The organism is Kitasatospora sp. NEAU-CNBT7, assembly GCF_057220535.1.
In genome coordinates this window covers 1-16,307 of sequence record NZ_JBXQQB010000060.1, presented here as the reverse complement: position 1 = coordinate 16,307, position 16,307 = coordinate 1, and the positions used below count along the sequence as shown (strand labels likewise).

At 71.6% G+C, this 16,307-nt stretch carries 12 protein-coding genes and 1 pseudogene; 3 read left to right on the top strand and 10 right to left on the bottom strand.

Features of this window, described 5'->3' with window-relative positions:
* Positions 1-322: transposase (locus tag AC2TEW_RS36595; RefSeq protein WP_484627577.1), on the top strand; the 322-nt coding region annotated here is incomplete at its 5' end.
* Between the two features lie 335 nt (positions 323-657).
* Here the strand turns inward: AC2TEW_RS36595 and AC2TEW_RS36590 are convergent.
* From AC2TEW_RS36590 to AC2TEW_RS36550, 9 genes are all read right to left on the bottom strand, one after another.
* Positions 658-2,148, bottom strand: a complete 1,491-nt coding sequence (locus AC2TEW_RS36590) for an AlbA family DNA-binding domain-containing protein (RefSeq protein WP_484627576.1) — start codon at positions 2,146-2,148, stop codon at positions 658-660.
* 85 nt (positions 2,149-2,233) lie between these two features.
* Positions 2,234-3,160 carry a TniQ family protein gene (locus AC2TEW_RS36585; protein WP_484627575.1) on the bottom strand — a complete coding sequence of 309 codons (927 nt, stop codon included), beginning with the start codon at positions 3,158-3,160 and terminating at the stop codon, positions 2,234-2,236.
* A 188-nt stretch (positions 3,161-3,348) separates the two neighbouring features.
* Positions 3,349-4,527 carry a TniB family NTP-binding protein gene (locus tag AC2TEW_RS36580; protein WP_484627579.1) on the bottom strand — a complete coding sequence of 393 codons (1,179 nt, stop codon included), beginning with the start codon at positions 4,525-4,527 and terminating at the stop codon, positions 3,349-3,351.
* Positions 4,528-4,544: 17 nt separating this feature from the next.
* Positions 4,545-6,896, bottom strand: coding sequence for a TnsB C-terminal domain-containing protein (locus AC2TEW_RS36575; RefSeq protein ID WP_484627574.1), 2,352 nt, complete (start codon positions 6,894-6,896; stop codon positions 4,545-4,547).
* A gap of 23 nt (positions 6,897-6,919) precedes the next feature.
* A complete protein-coding gene (locus tag AC2TEW_RS36570) occupies positions 6,920-7,267 on the bottom strand; it encodes a hypothetical protein (RefSeq protein ID WP_484627573.1) in 348 nt (115 codons plus the stop codon).
* Positions 7,210-7,722 (bottom strand): TnsA-like heteromeric transposase endonuclease subunit, encoded by a 513-nt coding sequence (locus AC2TEW_RS36565; RefSeq protein ID WP_484627578.1) that lies wholly within the window; start codon positions 7,720-7,722, stop codon positions 7,210-7,212. Before AC2TEW_RS36565 ends, AC2TEW_RS36570 begins: the two co-directional genes overlap by 58 nt.
* Before the next feature lie 146 nt (positions 7,723-7,868).
* Positions 7,869-8,543: a hypothetical protein gene (locus tag AC2TEW_RS36560; protein ID WP_484627572.1), complete on the bottom strand. Its 675-nt coding sequence runs from the start codon at positions 8,541-8,543 to the stop codon at positions 7,869-7,871.
* A gap of 846 nt (positions 8,544-9,389) precedes the next feature.
* Positions 9,390-9,677 (bottom strand): hypothetical protein, encoded by a 288-nt coding sequence (locus AC2TEW_RS36555; protein ID WP_484627571.1) that lies wholly within the window; start codon positions 9,675-9,677, stop codon positions 9,390-9,392.
* A 174-nt stretch (positions 9,678-9,851) separates the two neighbouring features.
* Positions 9,852-11,534: a hypothetical protein gene (locus AC2TEW_RS36550; protein WP_484627570.1), complete on the bottom strand. Its 1,683-nt coding sequence runs from the start codon at positions 11,532-11,534 to the stop codon at positions 9,852-9,854.
* 334 nt (positions 11,535-11,868) lie between these two features.
* On the opposite strand from AC2TEW_RS36550, the gene AC2TEW_RS36545 reads away from it, so the two are divergent.
* Both AC2TEW_RS36545 and AC2TEW_RS36540 read left to right on the top strand, forming a co-directional pair.
* Complete coding sequence (locus AC2TEW_RS36545) at positions 11,869-12,255, top strand: transposase (RefSeq protein ID WP_484627569.1); 387 nt, start codon at positions 11,869-11,871, stop codon at positions 12,253-12,255.
* Positions 12,256-12,375: 120 nt separating this feature from the next.
* A pseudogene (locus tag AC2TEW_RS36540) lies at positions 12,376-12,766 on the top strand (transposase); the annotation flags it as partial.
* Positions 12,767-13,085: 319 nt separating this feature from the next.
* Here the strand turns inward: AC2TEW_RS36540 and AC2TEW_RS36535 are convergent.
* A complete protein-coding gene (locus AC2TEW_RS36535) occupies positions 13,086-15,710 on the bottom strand; it encodes a helicase associated domain-containing protein (protein WP_484627568.1) in 2,625 nt (874 codons plus the stop codon).
* Positions 15,711-16,307: the final 597 nt, after the last annotated feature.

The window sequence follows — 16,307 nt, the reverse complement described above, 5'->3', positions numbered from 1 at the left end:
GGAGGCGAACTACCCGGCTGTGGTGAAACTCTGGGAGAGGGCCTGGCCCGAGATGGTGCCCTTCCTCGGCTTCGACACCGAGATCCGGAAGATCATCTGCACCACCAACGCCATCGAGAGCCTCAACTCCCGCTACCGCAGGGCAGCGACCGCTTGCGGCCACTTCCCGAACGAACAGGCCGCGATGAAACGGCTCTACCTGGCGACTCTCGCACTCGACCCCACCGGACGCGGCCGCCAACGCTGGAGCAACCGCTGGCTCGGCGCCCTCAACGCCTTCGACATCGCCTTCGACGGACGCCTGTCAGCCGGACGAGTGTGAGCCAACCGGCCCACACCCCACAGCAAGATCAACACCTAGCCCAAACGGGTGCCGTACACCGAAATCCTGATAGACCCTGACCGGTCGGTATTTCGGTTGTGATGTAGGCCTGTGACGTGGGGTGTTGTGGTTTGAATGAGGGCGTTGTGGGGCCGCTCCAGGGGGTTGGAGCCCGTTTTCTTGATCGTTTCTGTTGAGTGGTGCCGCCTTCCGGGGTTCTGATCTGCGGGTGTTGACGATGGGTCGGGAATCGCGGGTTGTCTGAGGTGTGCTGGGGTTTCCTGCTGGTCTGCTGGTAGTCCCATAGGTGGTGGGTGTGTCGGTTGGCCCGGCGGTCAGCTGATACGGGTGTGGTGGATCCAGGTCCATAGGAGGTCGCCGGTAGAACCGGGGTGGCAGTGGTCCGGTTGGCGTTGTGTCTCGTCTTCGAGCGGCGGGTCATTGGACGGTGATGCTGGCCTGCTTGGCCCAGGTGGTGACGAGGGTGCGTTCGGGTTCGGCCCAGGTAGCGGCGTTGAGGGTTCCGTCGCGGGTGATCTGGGGGCTTCGGCGAGGCCGTAGTGCTGGAAGAGGTCGCCGATGAGCAGGGACGCGGCTTGGAGGAGCAGGGCACCTCCGTCGGCGAGGTCGTCGAGAAGGGCGTGGGCTTGCCCGGCAGCGGTGCGTTGGGCCGTGGTTCCTACCTGCACTCCGCTCGCATCCCCGGAGAGGCGCTGGTGAGCGAGATGGAGGGCCTGCCACAGGGGAGTGGTACCAGGAAGCAGGACGGGTGAGTTGGTGGGCGTACGGCTGCTGAGTCGGGCGCGGAGGGCAGTGGTGCCACTGGCCCCGGTGCGGGTCACGGCATGGCGGGCGAGGTGGCGCAGGGCGGCCAGGACGAGGGTGACGATGGCGTCGGTGTCGGCGCCGTGACCCCAGGGGTTGGCCTCGCTTGTCGCCAGCGGCCATGTGGGCACGGGGACAGCCCAGGCGCCGGAGCCGTCGCTGTGGAGTTCGGCGACGTAGTCCGGGGGCTGCCCGTGGTCCAGCAGGACGATGCGGCGGTGGCCGACACGGGTCTGGGTGAAGGGCGCGCTGGTGCGTCCGATCAGGGGAGCGGCCCGTAGTTCTTGCTCGCTGACGGTTCGGATGGTGCGGTTGTCGATGACCATGTCGCCGGGGACGTCGGGGACCAGGGATACGGTCAGCAGTGCGTGTCCGCCGACCCGGTGGAGGTAAGGCGCGAGGTTATCGGTGGTGTCCTCGATGTCGTTTTCGATGCGGGAGAGGCGGTCGCTGCGGTCGGTGAGTTCCTGGAAGCGGCGCCTGTAGGAGGTGGCGACCTGGGCTTCGGTCAGCCAGCGGGTGGTGTCGCCGTCGCGGTAGGGGTACGCGAGTCGGTGGTCCTGGTTGTGTTCGATGACGGCGTGGGGTGCGTCGGGGCTGCGGGGGACGGCGATCAGGAGGATGTCCTGGTTGGATCCGGGTGCGTCTTCCTTGGCGATCAGTTCGATCCGTGGGGCGGGTCGTAGGTTGGAGGCGACTGTGGCCCGGATCTGGCGTAGACGGCCGTCGGTGAGCTCCACCGGGACGACAGCGCTTGGGCAACGGGATTTTCGGTCTTCGGCGAGCCCGAGGACCAGGACGCCGCCGATGGTGTTCGCCATCGCGGCCACGTCCTTGGCCAGTTCGGCTTTCTTGTCCGGGGCGTAGTGGATCGACTTGTAGTCGAGGTCTTCGTCCTCGAAGGCGTCGGTGTTGCCGACCAGAGCGGCGAGTTGGGTGAAGGTGACCTGGTCGAGTCGGCCGCCGAAGAGAGCCTCGATGCGGTGGAAGCGCGCTGCCATGGGCAGACCCTAACGATCGTGGTGTGTCGGAGGGGAGTGTCTGGAGGCGTTCGCTTCGGCCTGATGCGGGTGGGGAGCGGCCTGGTCAGTCGTTGCGTGCTGGTGTTCGGTGGATCCAGGTCCACAGGAGGTCGCCGGGTGGGGGTGCGAGGCGGGCGATGCCGAGGCGGTGGGCGGTGTGGCGGCAGAACGCGGTGACCGCGGGATGCGGGGCGGGGCCGGTGTCCTGCCGTGGCCGGTGGGGGAGGCGCGTGGTGGCCAGGGAGCGGGCGAGGACGACCGTCTCGGGGTAGGTGACGAGGTCACGCGCGTACAGGGCCCACGACCTTCCGGCGGGTGTGGCGTGGGGGTTGGTGTCGGCCAGGCGCTTCAGGCGGTGCTGCCAGCGTGTGGTGAGGACGGTCTGCTGGTCGTACCAGCGGGTGGTGATGGCCTTGGCCCAGATGGTGGCGTTGGCGGCGTCCTGGTGGCGGAGCAGGCGCTGGTGGTCGCGGTGGGCCTGGCGCAGTTCCGGCAGGGCGATGGTGGTCAGGTGGTTGTCCGGGTCCAGGCTCCAGTGCCGGTGGCGCGGGCACAGGGCCTGGTGTGCGGGCGGGTGGATGTGGGCGCGGCTGGTGGCTCCTCGGGTGTGGCGCAGGGTGCAGGCGGGGCATGCCAGGACGGACTGTTCGCCGGGCTCGAGCCGTTGCCAGAGGCCGGCGGGCGGCGGTGGGTTTCCGGCTGTCGTGGCGCGGGGAGCGCCGATGTAGGGGGAGAGGGGCCGGGTGCGGTCGTCGGCCAGGTGGGGCAGGGCCCGGCTGAGGTCTCCGAGCGGGGTGCGGGCGAAGGCCGCCAGTTGGTGCTGGGCCGCGGCGTCGAGGTGGAGTTCGGCGGTGCCGACCCCGGTGCCGCTGCTGCGGGCGTTGGTGAGGGTGATGCCGAGGGCGTCCAGGAGGTGGGCGGTGGTGGTGCGGTAGGCGTGGGCGAGGCGGTTCACGTAGGAGGCGGTGCTCTCGTGGGGGATCGGCCGCACCCGCACGGCTCCGGCCGTCGGCGGGTGGACCGGATTCAGGGGCCGTGGTGCGCGGGGCTTTTCCGGGACCGGCGAGGGGCCGGCGGTCGCGGTGGCGCCGCGGGAGCGCGCCTCGGATGCCGCGAGAGCTTCCAGGAACAGGGCGCCGGTCCCGGGCGGCCTGACGGGGCGGGCCATCCGGCGGGACGTCATGTGGAACGCCGGGCGGGAGCGTTGGCGCGGGAGGTCCGGCGGCTGGGGGTGTGGGGCCGGTAGTGCTCTTCGGCGAGGTGGTCCAGGGCGATGGCGTCCAAGCCGGAGCGGGTGACCTTCTCGCTTCCGTCGAGGATGGCGGTGATCGCGGCCCGCCGCAGCAGGCGGGAGAGGCTGCCGATGCGCCCGGCGGTGCGCTCGTGCAGGTAGGGGGCCAGGTGCACGAGGCTGCCGGGGCGGTGGTGCTGCGGGTCGAGGGCGTTCTCCATCGCGGCCACCGTCTCGCGAAAGGGCCGGATCAACACCGTGCCCTTCCCGCTCTCACCGGCACCGTCTGTGCTGCTCCCGTTCCTTCCCCGCCGGGTATTGCTCTCGCTGCCCGCCGGTTCCTCGCTTCTGTCGCTGCTGCCTCGGTCGCGCGCCGTGGCACTGCCGCCGGGCCCGGTGTGGCTTGTACGGGCCACGGCGGGTAGGGGGTCGCAGTCGATCAGGCCGGCGCGGCCGGCGAGCTGGGCGCCGGCGGTGCCGGTGAACAGGGCGGTGGCGGTGACGTCGATGCCCGCGTACACGAAGGTCGCCGAGATCCGCTCGGTGAGGTCCTTGAGGAAGTCGGCGGCCTCGGCGCCGGTGCTGGTGCGCGGGTTGAGGCGGTGGATCTCGTCGATCATCACCAGCCGCACGCCGACCGTGTTGTAGGTGTGGCATACGGCTGCGGCGATCTGGGCCTGGGTCATGCGGGCGGAGACGGGGATGCCGAGGTAGCGGGCGAACTCGAGCGCGAGGGCTTTGGCGCTGGCGCCGGGTGGGACCAGCAGGTAGGCGACGGGTACTTGGCCGGCCACGTGGCCGGCCCGGTCCTGTTCGGCGAGGTGGCAGGTGCGGCCGACCTCCAGGAGGGCGGTGGTCTTGCCGGTGGTGGTCGGTCCGGTGACGATCAGTGAGGGCCGGGCGGTGGTCTGCTGGTAGCGCCCGAGCGCCATCAGGGTCCGGACCTCCAGCAAGGTCTTGAGGACGGCGGGGGTGCGGACGGTCACGAAGCGGGAGTGGTAGGCCAGGCGCTGCTCGATGGTGCGCGGCGGATCGCCGGGCTTGGGGGGCAGTGGGGGCGGGTCGTCGGCGAAGCGGCGGAACAGCTCCCAGGTGGTGGGGGACGCGTCCAGTCCGGGCCCCGCCATGTCGGCGGGGTCGTCGGTCACCACAGTTCGGCCTCCTTGCGGGCGTCGTACAGGGCGAAGGCGCCCCCTTGTTCTTCTTCGGGCCACGCGCCCTGGCCGTCGAGGTCCTCGTCGTCTTCGTCGGTGTCGAGCTCGTCCAGGCTCTCCTCGCCCGGCCATCCGCCCCGCACGGCCTCTCCGTCGCCGCCGCTCTGGCTCTGCCAGGGTGCAGACCGCGGTCCCGCAGGGCCGGCCTGCGCCGTGACGGTCGGCTCCGGGGCCTGGCCGCTGCCGGGCTGGTCGCCGGTTTCCGCGCGGGCGGGCCCGGGGATCCCGCCGCCAGCGGGGGGCCTACGGTCCTGGCCCGGGGCACCGTGCCGCCCGCCCGGAAGTGGCTGTCCGGCGGCCCTATCGGGGGCAGCGGCCCGCCCGGGCCGGTCCTGACCCTCGATCCAGACTTCTCCCGGAGCCGAGCCGGGGGTCAGGTTGTGGGGGAGCGCGGCGGGTGCCTGGAGGGTGGCGAGGTGCCGCTCCCGGGCGCTGGCCTGGCCGGTGCGGACCTTGAACAGAAGATCGTCCAAGGCTTGCACGAGGTCGGCCTCGTGCTGCTCGCGGCTGCCCCGGCGCCCCACCGTCTCCTTCAGGTGCTGCCACAGGTCATCGCCCAGCGGCTGGTGGACGTGTTCGGCGTGGATCCACAGCACCGCGGTGAACTGGCCGTCGGGCAGGCGGACCCAGACCTGACGCTGGTCGTGGGGGTTGTGGTGGACCTCCCACCGCCCCTTCTGCGCGGCGATACCGGAGGGCCGGCCGCGGTGCGGGTTGAGGGCGTGGTGGTCGTAGGTGCGGTGGTCGAGGCGGATGCCCCGCTCGGTGATCGGCTTCCACACCACGGGCAGCAGCTCGACGTAGTCGGTGCCGGTCAGCGGGAGCGGGACGTGGCCGCAGACACCGAGCAGCGCGCCCCACATCTCGTTGGGGGACAGCGCGACGGCGGGCATGCCGGGGTGGCGCAGTCCTTCGTGGGGCCGGTTCTGCCACTCGGTGGTGATCCACTCGTCCAGCAGGTCCTGCAGCTGCGCCACGCTCCATGACGCCTCGGTCTCGGCGCGCGGGCCACGCCGGGTGGGGTCGGAGCCGGTGTGGCCGGCGACGTGCTGGCAGAACAGGCTGTTGATCGAGCCGAAGGTGCGCTCCACGGGGCCCTTGGCGGCGGGCTGGCGTGGGGGAGCGGGCTGCACGCTGATGCCCAGCGTCTCGGCGGCGGCGAGGAACGCCTCGGAGACGAACACCCGCCCCCGGTCGACGACCACCGTCTCGGGCACGGCCACCGGCCGGGCCGCCATGTCCCGCAGGCGGGCGTCGGCGTCCACCAGCAGGTCGTAGGGCACCGGCGCGCGCGACAGCTGCAGCACTTGCGGCCAGGTGGGGCGCACGGGGTGCGGGGCGGCCATCTCGGCCAGCAGCAGGGCGGCGTCCACCGCCTTGGTCCCGGCCGGGCGCAGGACGGCGGCCAGGACCGAGCGGGAGGCGACGTCGAGGGCGATCGTCAGCTCGGGGCGGCCGGTGGTGCCGTTGTCGAACACCGCGAGGACGTCGAGGCGGGTGGTGTCGAGCATGACCTGCTCGCCGGGCCGCAGCACCCGGGTCGGACGGTAGGGGCGGGCCGGTTTGCCGGCGGTGCGGGCCGGGCTGCCTGGCCGCTCGGAGGGGTCGGCCAGGGCGGCCGCCAGGCGGTAGAACGTCGCCTGCGCCGGAACCTTGACGACGCCGGGGCCGTGACGCTCCTCCAGCACCTGCGCGGTCAGCTGCCGCAGACCCTTGACCGTGCCCTTGGAGCGGCCGCGCTGGCGCCGCATCGCCTCCAGCACCGCCGCCACCACGCGCTCATCCGCGCGCCCGGTCGGACTGTAAGTACGGGTGGTGCGGTGGTCGACCAGCCCCCACAGGCCCTTCTTTCGGTACTCCAGGCGCATGCGCTGCACCGTGGTGCGCGTGGTCTTCCCGAACCCGGTCGCGGACAGCTCCTGCGCCTTGGCCAGCTCGCGCTGGGCCAGGGTGCGGGTGGCCGGGTCGTACTCCGGCCTCGGCACCCGCCCACCGCCTGCCGCCGCGTCGAGCAGCCCGGTCTCCACCTCCCGGATGTGCCGCTGCCAGGCCAGGGCCCGCTCCTGCTGGCGCAGCGGGACGGTCGCGAACAGCCCCCACTGCGGCACCGGCGCCGCGGCCGCGGTACCGGCCAGCGCGAAGTCAGCGGCCGTGAACAGGTAGCCCGCCAGCAGTGTCACCGCCGCCCCCTGCTCGTCGGCCAGCCGCACCTGCTGCCCCTGCACGCCGACGACCTGCCAGGTCCGGCCCTCGAAGACCACATGGACGCCCACCGCCAGCACCGGCCGGCCCCCTGCCGCCCGGCTCACCGCCCCGCCCCCGCACCCACGACGCCGCCCCCGACAGCCCCAGCCCCAGTTCCGGGCCAAGCGGGGCCCGGCCCGACGAGCACCCCGCCGTGCAGAGGACGGTCCAGCGGCGCCCGCAGCCGGTGCGCCCACAGCGCGTGGTAGACCACCGGCAGCACCACCAGCGGATTGCCCACCGCCCGCACCCCCTCCACCAGCGGCCGCTCACACGCGAACGCCTCCAATACCGCCCCCTCCACCTCCGCTACGCCGCGAAAGCGCGGATGCCGGTACCCCGCAAGCCACCTCACATTGCCCACCACCACCGGATCCGGCGCCCGCAGCCGCCGATAGACCCACCCCACCCGCGCGCACGCCAACCCCACCGCCGTGGCCGCACGCTGCGCTGCCACCCCGCCCGCACCAGGGCACCGGGGCAGTCGGCCAGCAGCGCCGTCCCGTCCGCGTACCGGGCGAACACCTGCGGTACCCAGGAGCGCACCCGGCCGTCCCCTTCGCGCCACAGCACCCGCAGCGGGCGCCCGGCCATCCCCACCACCTGGGGGTCGCGGTCCAGCAGCATCAACTGCACGACCATGGCCGCTGATCCGTGGGCCACGTGCCCACCGGTCGTGGCGGACCACCACCAGCCCGGTCCCCACCGCTTGCCCGGAATCAGCGGGAACGCCGACACCGGCCGTAACTCCTCGAACCGCACCCGCGCCGCCGCCCGCTGCCACCGCTCTTGCTCAAGCTCCCCGGCTACGGCGAAGACCGCCTCGAAGCCATCCGCCGCGACAGCCGGTCCCGGCACGCCCATGTCCGCCACGACGGACAGTCAAGTACGTGAGAAAGCAGCAGATAGAGCGGGACGGCAACCACCCACCCGCACGAGCGACGCCCCGCCGAAACCACCCCCGCCGAAACCACCCCCCGCGGAGCTTCCCCCGCGTGATAGCGGAGCCGTCACCCGTACCGCTCCTTCAAGTCAGCCCGGTGCCGGACGACACCTCGCGAGAGATCCTCCGCAGACGTCCCCGACCACGCGCTCAAGCTCTCCAACGGAACACCCGCATGCTGCGCCGCACTCGCGACCGCGACAACGGCCTCATCGAGAGCGGCGGCACCCTGCCGCAGCCCACCGATCAGCTCCCGGGCAGCGACAGCCAGGGTCGCGGTGTCGTGCACGTCCAGCAAGGCCAGCAGGTCCGTGGCCTCACGGATCTTCTCGCCGATCCACGTACGCTCCTCCCGGGGCACGCTGACACGCCAACCGATACTGCCGTCCGCGCGCTGCGCCAACGTCCTCAGGTGCGCGGCCACGGAGACCGGCTGGTCCTCGCGCGGGAGCCACCACGGGTCCAGCCCCCGCTCGCCGACCTTCCCGACACCGCGGCGCCGGCGCACCACCGCGCCCCGCCACCTGACCAGCGCTCCGCTGCCAGCGACCGCGTCCACCTCACCGAGCCACGGCCGCCCGAGCCTGCGCCCCAGCTCCCGGGCGAACTCACCATCCGCAGGGAAGGGACGCACGCGCTCGCCGCCGCTGTCCCGCCACACCCCCTCGGTGACCACCGGATCGACCAAGGCCTCGGCCACGGCGACGACCTCAGGGAACGTCGCCGCCTCACGCGCCACCACCCGCCACCACCAAACCCCTCGCCCGCTCCCGCGTCCCCGCCGGCCAGCGTATGCAGACGAGCCGGCCACACCCGCTCCCGCTCCCACCCCAGCGCCAACTCCCACCACTGGCACACCACCGCCCGCGCCACCAAGAACACCGCCCCCGGCTCCACCCCAGCCGCCACAGCCCTCCGGGCGACCGCCGGCCAGCGCCGCTGCGCCATCACGATCTCCGGACAGCCTGCGATGTCCAGATGCTCCAGGCCGTGGCCGTCACCGGCACCGAGCAACCACCGCCGGTGGTACCGACAGCCCCGCTGCCACCCCTCGCGGTACCGCATCGCAGCCACCCTCTGACCAGCCCTCCGAGTCGTGCACGGCCGGCACGCGTATGCGACCGGGCCAACTGCTGCCGAGCCCAGTTGCCAGCGCGCCTGGGGACGCCCGTCCGCCGGCGCCTCGGGGAAGGCCGCCGGTCCGGCGGCCCAAGCGGGCAGCGCCCGTTCCAGACTGCCTGGGTCGGTGCGGCACATCGCGGCCAGCAGTTCCTGGCCGGCGGTGTCCAGAAGAACCTCGGCGTCGGGCCGGTACACCCCGCCGCTCCGACCGGCAGCTTTGGGGCGGGCCGGAAGAAGTCCGCCCGCCGGAGCGCCGAAGAGGGGGAGTGGGAGAGTCGGCGCGCAGAGCAGGAGCGGTGACAAGATCCCGGCCACCTGATGCTGCGCGCCGACGGCGTGAGGGGTTGTCCGCTGTGCGGTGGCCCGGCGGCCCCGCTTTGCAGCGCCACCGGCCGGGGGAGGGGGAGCGGGGAGGAGGGCAGCCGTCCCGGTCGGCGGCAGGCCCCCTGCGGCTTCCGCTCGCCGTTTACAGCTCCGTCCACCCGCACGCCCGCCCGCCACTGCTGAGCGGGTGCCAGATGGGTGCGGACGGGCCGCGCTGGATAAGGTCCTCGATCCGGGCGGCGCCGGCCGGGACGGCGGCGAGCATTTCGGCGGTGGTCGGGTTCTCCTCGGCGGCGAGGCGCAGGTCCGTCACCGCCGAGCGGACCCCGGCGGCCGCCGTGCCGATCAGGACCACCAGCAGCCGCGGGAAGGAGCACCAGAGCCGCTCCCACGCCCGGCCCCGGCCGCCCGGCCCGGCCTGCTCCCACACGGCGGCGCAGGCCGCCAGCTGCGCCGCGGTCTCCTCGGCGCCGACCCCGGGGCGGTGCCGTTCGACGAACGCCCGCAGCCGGTGCCGCTCCTCGCCGGTACCCGCCGTGAACTCGTTCTACGGAGCCTCCCCGGCAACGATCACCCAGTGGATCCGGGCTGAGGCCCATCGGGGCTATGACCAGGTGATCACAACTTCGGAGATTCCTGTGTTGTCGGTCCCGCTGGTCCCGCCAGGGCTGTAGCTGGAGCCGCCGCCCGCCCCGGCGCCACCGTTGTGTGGGCCTTCCGTCATGCTGCTCTGCCCCGCGCCGCCACCATACAAGCCGCCGCCGCCGCCACCACCACCGAAGCCGTGGCTCTGCCCTGCGGAACCGCCCGAACCGAGAGTACCCGGGCCGTAACCGGAACCGCCGGTGGTGGCGGTTCCGGGCTGGCCACCGGAGTCAAGCCCGCTGGACTGGCCGGCGGCACCGCCCACACCGCCCCGGCCACCCGTGGTCTGGCTCGGGCCGCCGTCCGCACCGCCGCCGCCGCCACCACCCGCGGCGACGGCCAGACGGGAGGCGAGGCTTGCGACGCCATCGACCGCAGGAAGGATCCGCACGTCGCTGGCACCGCCGCCGCCACCACCGCCCTCCCCGTGGCTGCCGTCCGTCGCGGCGCCAGTGCCACCACCGTTCCAGCCGCCGGCCCCGGCTTCACCGTTGCTGCCAGCGTTACCCCCGTCCCCGCCAACCTCCACATACAACGTCTGCCCGGCCTGCACCTTCTGGCCCGGTCCGACCGGTACTTCCACAACGGCCTGACCGCCATCACCACCCGACCCGCCCTCGGGGCCCGAACCGGTGCCACCCGCAGCGCCCACCGCCTTCACGGTCAGAGACGTGGCACCCTCCGGCACGACCAACCGCTGCTCACCGCCCGAGAACCTGAAAACCTCTTTTCCACTCCAATAGGAGATCACCACGGATGCGGGCGTATTAGCCAGTGCGACAGCAGCACTGCCACCCGCGGGAACCAGGCTGGACCCACCCCCACCACCAGAGCCCATGACTGAGCCCTGATACGAGGTCTGCGCCCCTGATCCGCCACCGTAGAGACCACCGCCACCGCCACCGCCAAGGTTGCCCGAAGAACCGCCCTGCCCCAGGCTGCCATCGCCCCCCGAGTTGGAGCTGTTGTGCCCGCCCCCGGACGGGCCGCCAGCCCCGCCACCCGGAACCGTTGATCCCCCGCAGTTCGCATCCTGCCCGGGCTGGCCACCGTTGCCACCATCACCGTTCAGAGTCGCGGGACCCGCCTTGAATCCGCCGCTTGCGGCTCCGCCACCGCCACCCGCACCGCCCGCGACAAGGAAACGCGACTGAAGACTCGCCTGCTCGGAGGACCCGTCGGTTGGCTTTGCCACCGTGCGCAGGTCAGTACCACCGCCACCGCCGCCACCCGCTCCCCCGTTATGACCAGCACTGCCGCCGCCGTTCCAGCCGCCTCCACCCTTGGCCGTGCCCTTGCCACCCACCTCGACGTAGAGCGTCTCACCTGGCGTGATCGTCTGCTTCACACCCACCAAAAAGTCGGCGGTCACCCGGGCCCCCTCTCCCGAACGGCCACCATAGCTCCCAGAGCCGCTCTGGGCACTGGTGGCGACAACGTGAAGGCTGAGCACATTTTGCGGCACCTGGAACGTCTGTTCCCGGTTGAGGGACGTGAAGGTACACGTCACCAAACCGGTGTCGGACTGGACACAGTTGCTGGGCAGCTGGGCGGCATGCGCGGCAGACATCATGCCCATGCTCATCGGGACGGTCATCGCCGCAACGGCGGCGATGGAAAGGCTCTTCTTCCGAAAGGACATTGCTCTTCCCTCTTGTGCGACAGCCGGTAAGAACACAGGCCGCTGAATGACGTGCGCGCCCAGGCAAGGATGGCGATCAGCCTGTGGCGAGGTGGGTGATGACGATCTCGCGGGGCGCGCCAGCACTGGTGCTGCGCGTCCACTCGGTAGGGAACTGGTTACTCCTGGCCCCGCTCGGCCTCATCCGTCTCAGCCGACACCGCCGATAGTGCCCCCAGGTCTGCCTCATCGGGCAGGCCTGCGAGGACGGCGCGGCGGATGACCTACAAGCCACCTAATGGGGGAACCCGCCATCAACAGCCGCGTCCTGGGTGCTGTCGGGCGTTGACTCCGGATGTTGGACACCAGAGACACCTGGATCTTGATGGTCCGGGTGGACAGGAGTCCTGCACAGATGGTGATGAAGCACTACCCGCCGCAGTTCAAGGCGGACGCGGTCGCGCTGTACCGGTCCCGGCTCTCGGCGACGATCAAGTCGGTCGCCGAGGACCCGGGGGTGAACACCGAGACGCTGCGGAACTGGATCCGGGCCGCCGACGGGCGGCGTTCAGGCTCGTACTCGGCATCCGGGCGGGAACGGGCTTGGCGGCTGTCGGGAGCGCCGGATATCCCTCAGAGGCAGCAACCCCGACCACGACCACCGGGAGAGGCCCGTGAGCACCCGTCAGCGCCTCGCCCAGCCCGACGACAACGACGACCAGGCTGTCAGTCTTCCGTCTAGCCTCGGGCTTTCATGAGCGGCCCGTCCGACAGGTGATCAGATAAGCGAAAAGTGCCTCTGACCAGCGAGAATGAGGATTGTCTAGGCCCTTGTTCCCGCGCCGTCGGAGGCACTTTCCAGGTGAGTAAGCGTATCGGGTCCTACCCGCGTGTGCGTGTGTCTGGTGGCGGTAGCGGGGTGGTCTCGCAGGCCGGCGGCGTGCTGCTGGTGGAGACGGCCGAAGGACGGGGCTGGCCGCTGCGCTGGCGGCGGCGCTCGCGCCGTGGCGCAAGCCGAGGGCGGTGCACGATCCGGGCAAGATCCTGCTGGATGTCGCGCTCGCCGTCGCCCTGGGCGGGACTGCCTGGCCGATGTCGCGATGTTGCGGGCCGAGCCGGCCGTGTTCGGACCGGTGGCCTCCGACCCCACGGTCTCCCGCCTGGTCGACACCCTGGCCGCGGCCGGGCCCCGCGCCCTCGCAGCGGAAGGGGACATTCGGCGTAAACGCCCCACCCGTGAGCAGCGTTGCTGGCCAGAACGTTCTCGCACCTCAGCGGCCGGACCGGCGCATCACCAGGTACCACCTCGCCCCGGCCTCGTTGAGCGCAGGCGGCGTTTCTGCCCCAGACGGACTTGTGGGCCCCCACCGAACAAGACATTCTGGTCATGTTTCCCGGGACGGAGCTCCAGCGACGATTCGGCGAACACGAGGGCGACCACGGTGCTGTCACACCGCCGCCCGCATGGGCGGAGATAGGCCTAAAGCCTTCTCCGCCCTTCTGCTGCGCCACGACGATCCGGCCCCAGCAGGCCGCCACCCGCACGGCACGGCCCCGGCCCGCACAGCCCCGCTACGCCCACTCCACCCCGAACTCCGCGAGCTGCGCGCGCTGCCCCGCACTGAGCTTGTCCCGGCGGGCCTTGGTGTTGTTGAGCCAGGTGCCGAGCGGGAAGTGGACCAGCGTCACCTCCTCCTCGCCCTCCTCCACGTCCCCGGTGCCCTCGACCCAGGCCAGCGGCTCCTTGTGCGGCCGGGGCACCCGCACGTGCCGCTCCCGCTCCACGAACCGCCCCAGCGCCGCCAGGCCCTGTGCGAAGCGGTCGCCGCGGGAGACCTTCGGCTTGGCCTCGGCGGCCTGCTTGGCGGCGACCAGCTCGGGGTCGGCCTCGATGCCGATCGCCGCCAGCAGCTCCTGCTGCTCCACCTCCAGGCGGGGCGCGCCGGCCCGCTGCGCGAGCACCCACCGGCCGAGCTGCTCACCCTCGAACACCGTCTCCTCCGACAAGTGCGCCCAGTCGACCTCGCCGTCGCACTCCAGCCACCACTGCCGGGCGGTGGCGTAGGTGCGCTGCCAGGTGATCGGCCACGTGGGGCACCACCACGGGTCGATCTCCTCCAGCGCCCGGCGCCGCTCCGGCGCCAGCGAGCCGGGCTCTCCGGCCGGGACCTGGGCGGCGGCCCGCAGCTCCGCGAGCCAGGTGCCGATCGCATACCCGCCGACCGAGGCCCGCGCCGGCGCCGCCAAAGAGCCGCCGTGCCCCTTCGCCCAGACCCGCGCCCAGTCGAGGCCGGCCTCGAACCGCGCGTCCGAGACGGACCAGATCATGCCGAGCTGATCCAGCATCTCGACCCGGTGACGCGCCAATTCACCGTTCGCTTTCTCCCCGCGCCGCTCGGAAAGCCATTTCCCGAGCGGATAGTTCCCGTTCTCGCCGACCATCGCGGAATAGGGAACGTCGAGTCCACCGGTCTCCTCGTACCACCGCCGCGCGTGATTCAGGCCCTCCCGCCAGAGCTGATTCTCACCCGTCAGCACACGCGAGGCCACGAACAAGGCCAGCACGTTCTCGTCCACTCGCGACTGGAACCTGACCGGCAGCGTGAACGCCCCCTCACCGGAGCCCCCTCCACCGCCGCCTGACCCGCCCTCACCAGGCCGGGACGCCCATTCAGCGCTGCGCCCCTTGGTGCGCTTGCCGGAGCGCTGCGGCACCGCGAGGGCCTCGACGGCCTTCGCATCGTGGCTGCGAAGCGCGGTCAGAATCTTGACCAGCGGCCCGTAGGAATCGGACTCAAGAATATCTCCTGGCTCTTCTCCGGGCTTGAGGAAAACAGGCGCGAGAATCCGTGCGATCTTCCCTTCCTTCCCTTCCCCGGGCTCCATGCGGACGGCCCGTCCGAGGCGCTGGACATTGACGACCATGCCGCCTTCACCGAACATCAGCACGGCGTCCGCATTCGGCATATCAACGCCCTCGCTGAGGACCATGCAATTCGAGATCACCCGAAAGGCGAGGCCGTCGTCTTCCTCGCCTTTCCCGAAGTCTGCCAGTACCTCCTTGCGGAAGTCCACGTCGTGCTCACCGGAGAGCCAATTGGCCCAGAGTTCAGCGGGGTACTTCTCCGGGTCCTCACGGTGCAGTTTCTCGACGGTCTGGTTGAGCGTCTCGGAGAAGAACCGGGCGTCCAGGGTGCGGGTGTGGAAGGTGATGCACCGCTGCACGCCCCGCTCGACCATCGTCTTCACCAGCGCGGCCTGGACCGCCGCGAGCCGCTCGGCCGGCACCGCGTCCTCGCTGCCGTCCTCGGCCTCACCCACCCCCGGCCCCCACGGCACGCCCTGCCGCTCGGCGCCCTGGCGGTCGGCCAGCGGGTCGCGCAGCTCCAGCACCACGATCTCGAACGGGGCGAGCAGCTTGCGGTCGATGGCCTCCGCGAGGCCCAAGGAGTACACGTGCGGGCCGTAGACGCGCTGGTCGTCCATGGACACCGCCAACTCCTCCGGCAGCGGCTGGTGGGCATCCTCGCGCTGCTTCATGGCCTTGGTGGGCGGCATCCAGATCCTCGGGGTGGCGGTCATGTAGAGCCGCCGCGCGGCCGGGATCTCGATCTGGTTGTGCACCACGGTCCAGGTCTTCTCGGCGCTGCCGGAGGAGCGGTGCGCCTCGTCGCAGACCATCAGCGCCAGCGGAGGCAGCGCCTCCAGCTGGGGACTGCTCCGGTGGACCTGGTAGGCGTCCGCGACGGCTCCGACCGAGGCGTAGGTGGCGAACAGGGTGGTGGGCCTGCGGTGCCGGGCGGCCTGGGCCAGCCATATCCCGATGATCATCGGATGGGTGCTGGCGGCGACGCCGTGGGGCAGCTCGTCGTCCACCAGGGAGCAGACGGCGTGCATGTCCCCGGAGCGGCCGGCGGCCCGCCAAGAGCCGATCATCTGCACCAGCAGGTCGAGGGTGGGGACGACCACCAGGACGATGCCGCGCGGGGCGAGCTTCTGCCCGGCCGCCGCCCCCACGTAGCTCTTCCCGGAGCCGGTGGCCATCTGCACCGTCACCCGCATCCCGTTCGGGTAGGACTGCCCCGGACGGGGCGTGAGGCCCCGCACGATGGCTTCCAGGGCCTCCTCCTGGTGGCCGCGCAGCGAGACGCCGGCAGCGGCTTGAGCGGCCGTGAGGCCGGGCTTCACGATATCCACGAAGACGTATCTCCCTCACTCATTCCCGGACCCGTACCAGGGTTTACGCGGGATTGCCCGACACTGCTTTGCTGATACGTGCGGTTCGTCGGTCAGAAAACCGGTGAACCGGAATACGCGATTAGCCTGCCCGGCTGTTCTGCTTCCCTCGGAGCACCCGGAAATCTGGGATGGGAACCCCGGTTCCGACGGGATCATCCGACAGTCTCTAACTGATACACTAGGGTTCGTTGCCTACCTCGCCAGGGTAGCGCACCCCGCCCCGCCCCGGCAGGGGAGTGAAAACAGTGGACTGGACCACGGTCTAGACCAATCTGCGGGAGTGAAGCCGACCGGCACGCGCCCCCTCCGCGTCATTCTCCCCCTAGTCAGCCGGTTGTTAGGTCAACAAAAATGCGAGGTCAGCGATGTGATGATGCCTCGGCCCGATCGGGGCAGCCGGGGCCGGCGGAGCGGAGCGACCGGCCCCGTGGCCCGTGCGGAGCCGGGCCGGCCTGACCGGAGGTCAGGTCACGGACACGCGGAGCGGGTCCGTCGATCACGCGGAGCGTGATCGCGAACGGAGGGCCGAAGGCCTGGAGGGACCCGCTCCGCGGG

Coding starts and splice junctions, on each gene's coding strand:
- AC2TEW_RS36590 (WP_484627576.1), bottom strand. CDS start 2,148: ATGGCAGCGCGCTTCCACCGCATCGAGGCTCTCTTCGGCGGCCGACTC.
- AC2TEW_RS36580 (WP_484627579.1), bottom strand. CDS start 4,527: ATGGCGGGGCCCGGACTGGACGCGTCCCCCACCACCTGGGAGCTGTTC.
- AC2TEW_RS36565 (WP_484627578.1), bottom strand. CDS start 7,722: ATGGGCGTGCCGGGACCGGCTGTCGCGGCGGATGGCTTCGAGGCGGTC.
- AC2TEW_RS36550 (WP_484627570.1), bottom strand. CDS start 11,534: ATGTCCTTTCGGAAGAAGAGCCTTTCCATCGCCGCCGTTGCGGCGATG.
- AC2TEW_RS36545 (WP_484627569.1), top strand. CDS start 11,869: ATGTTGGACACCAGAGACACCTGGATCTTGATGGTCCGGGTGGACAGG.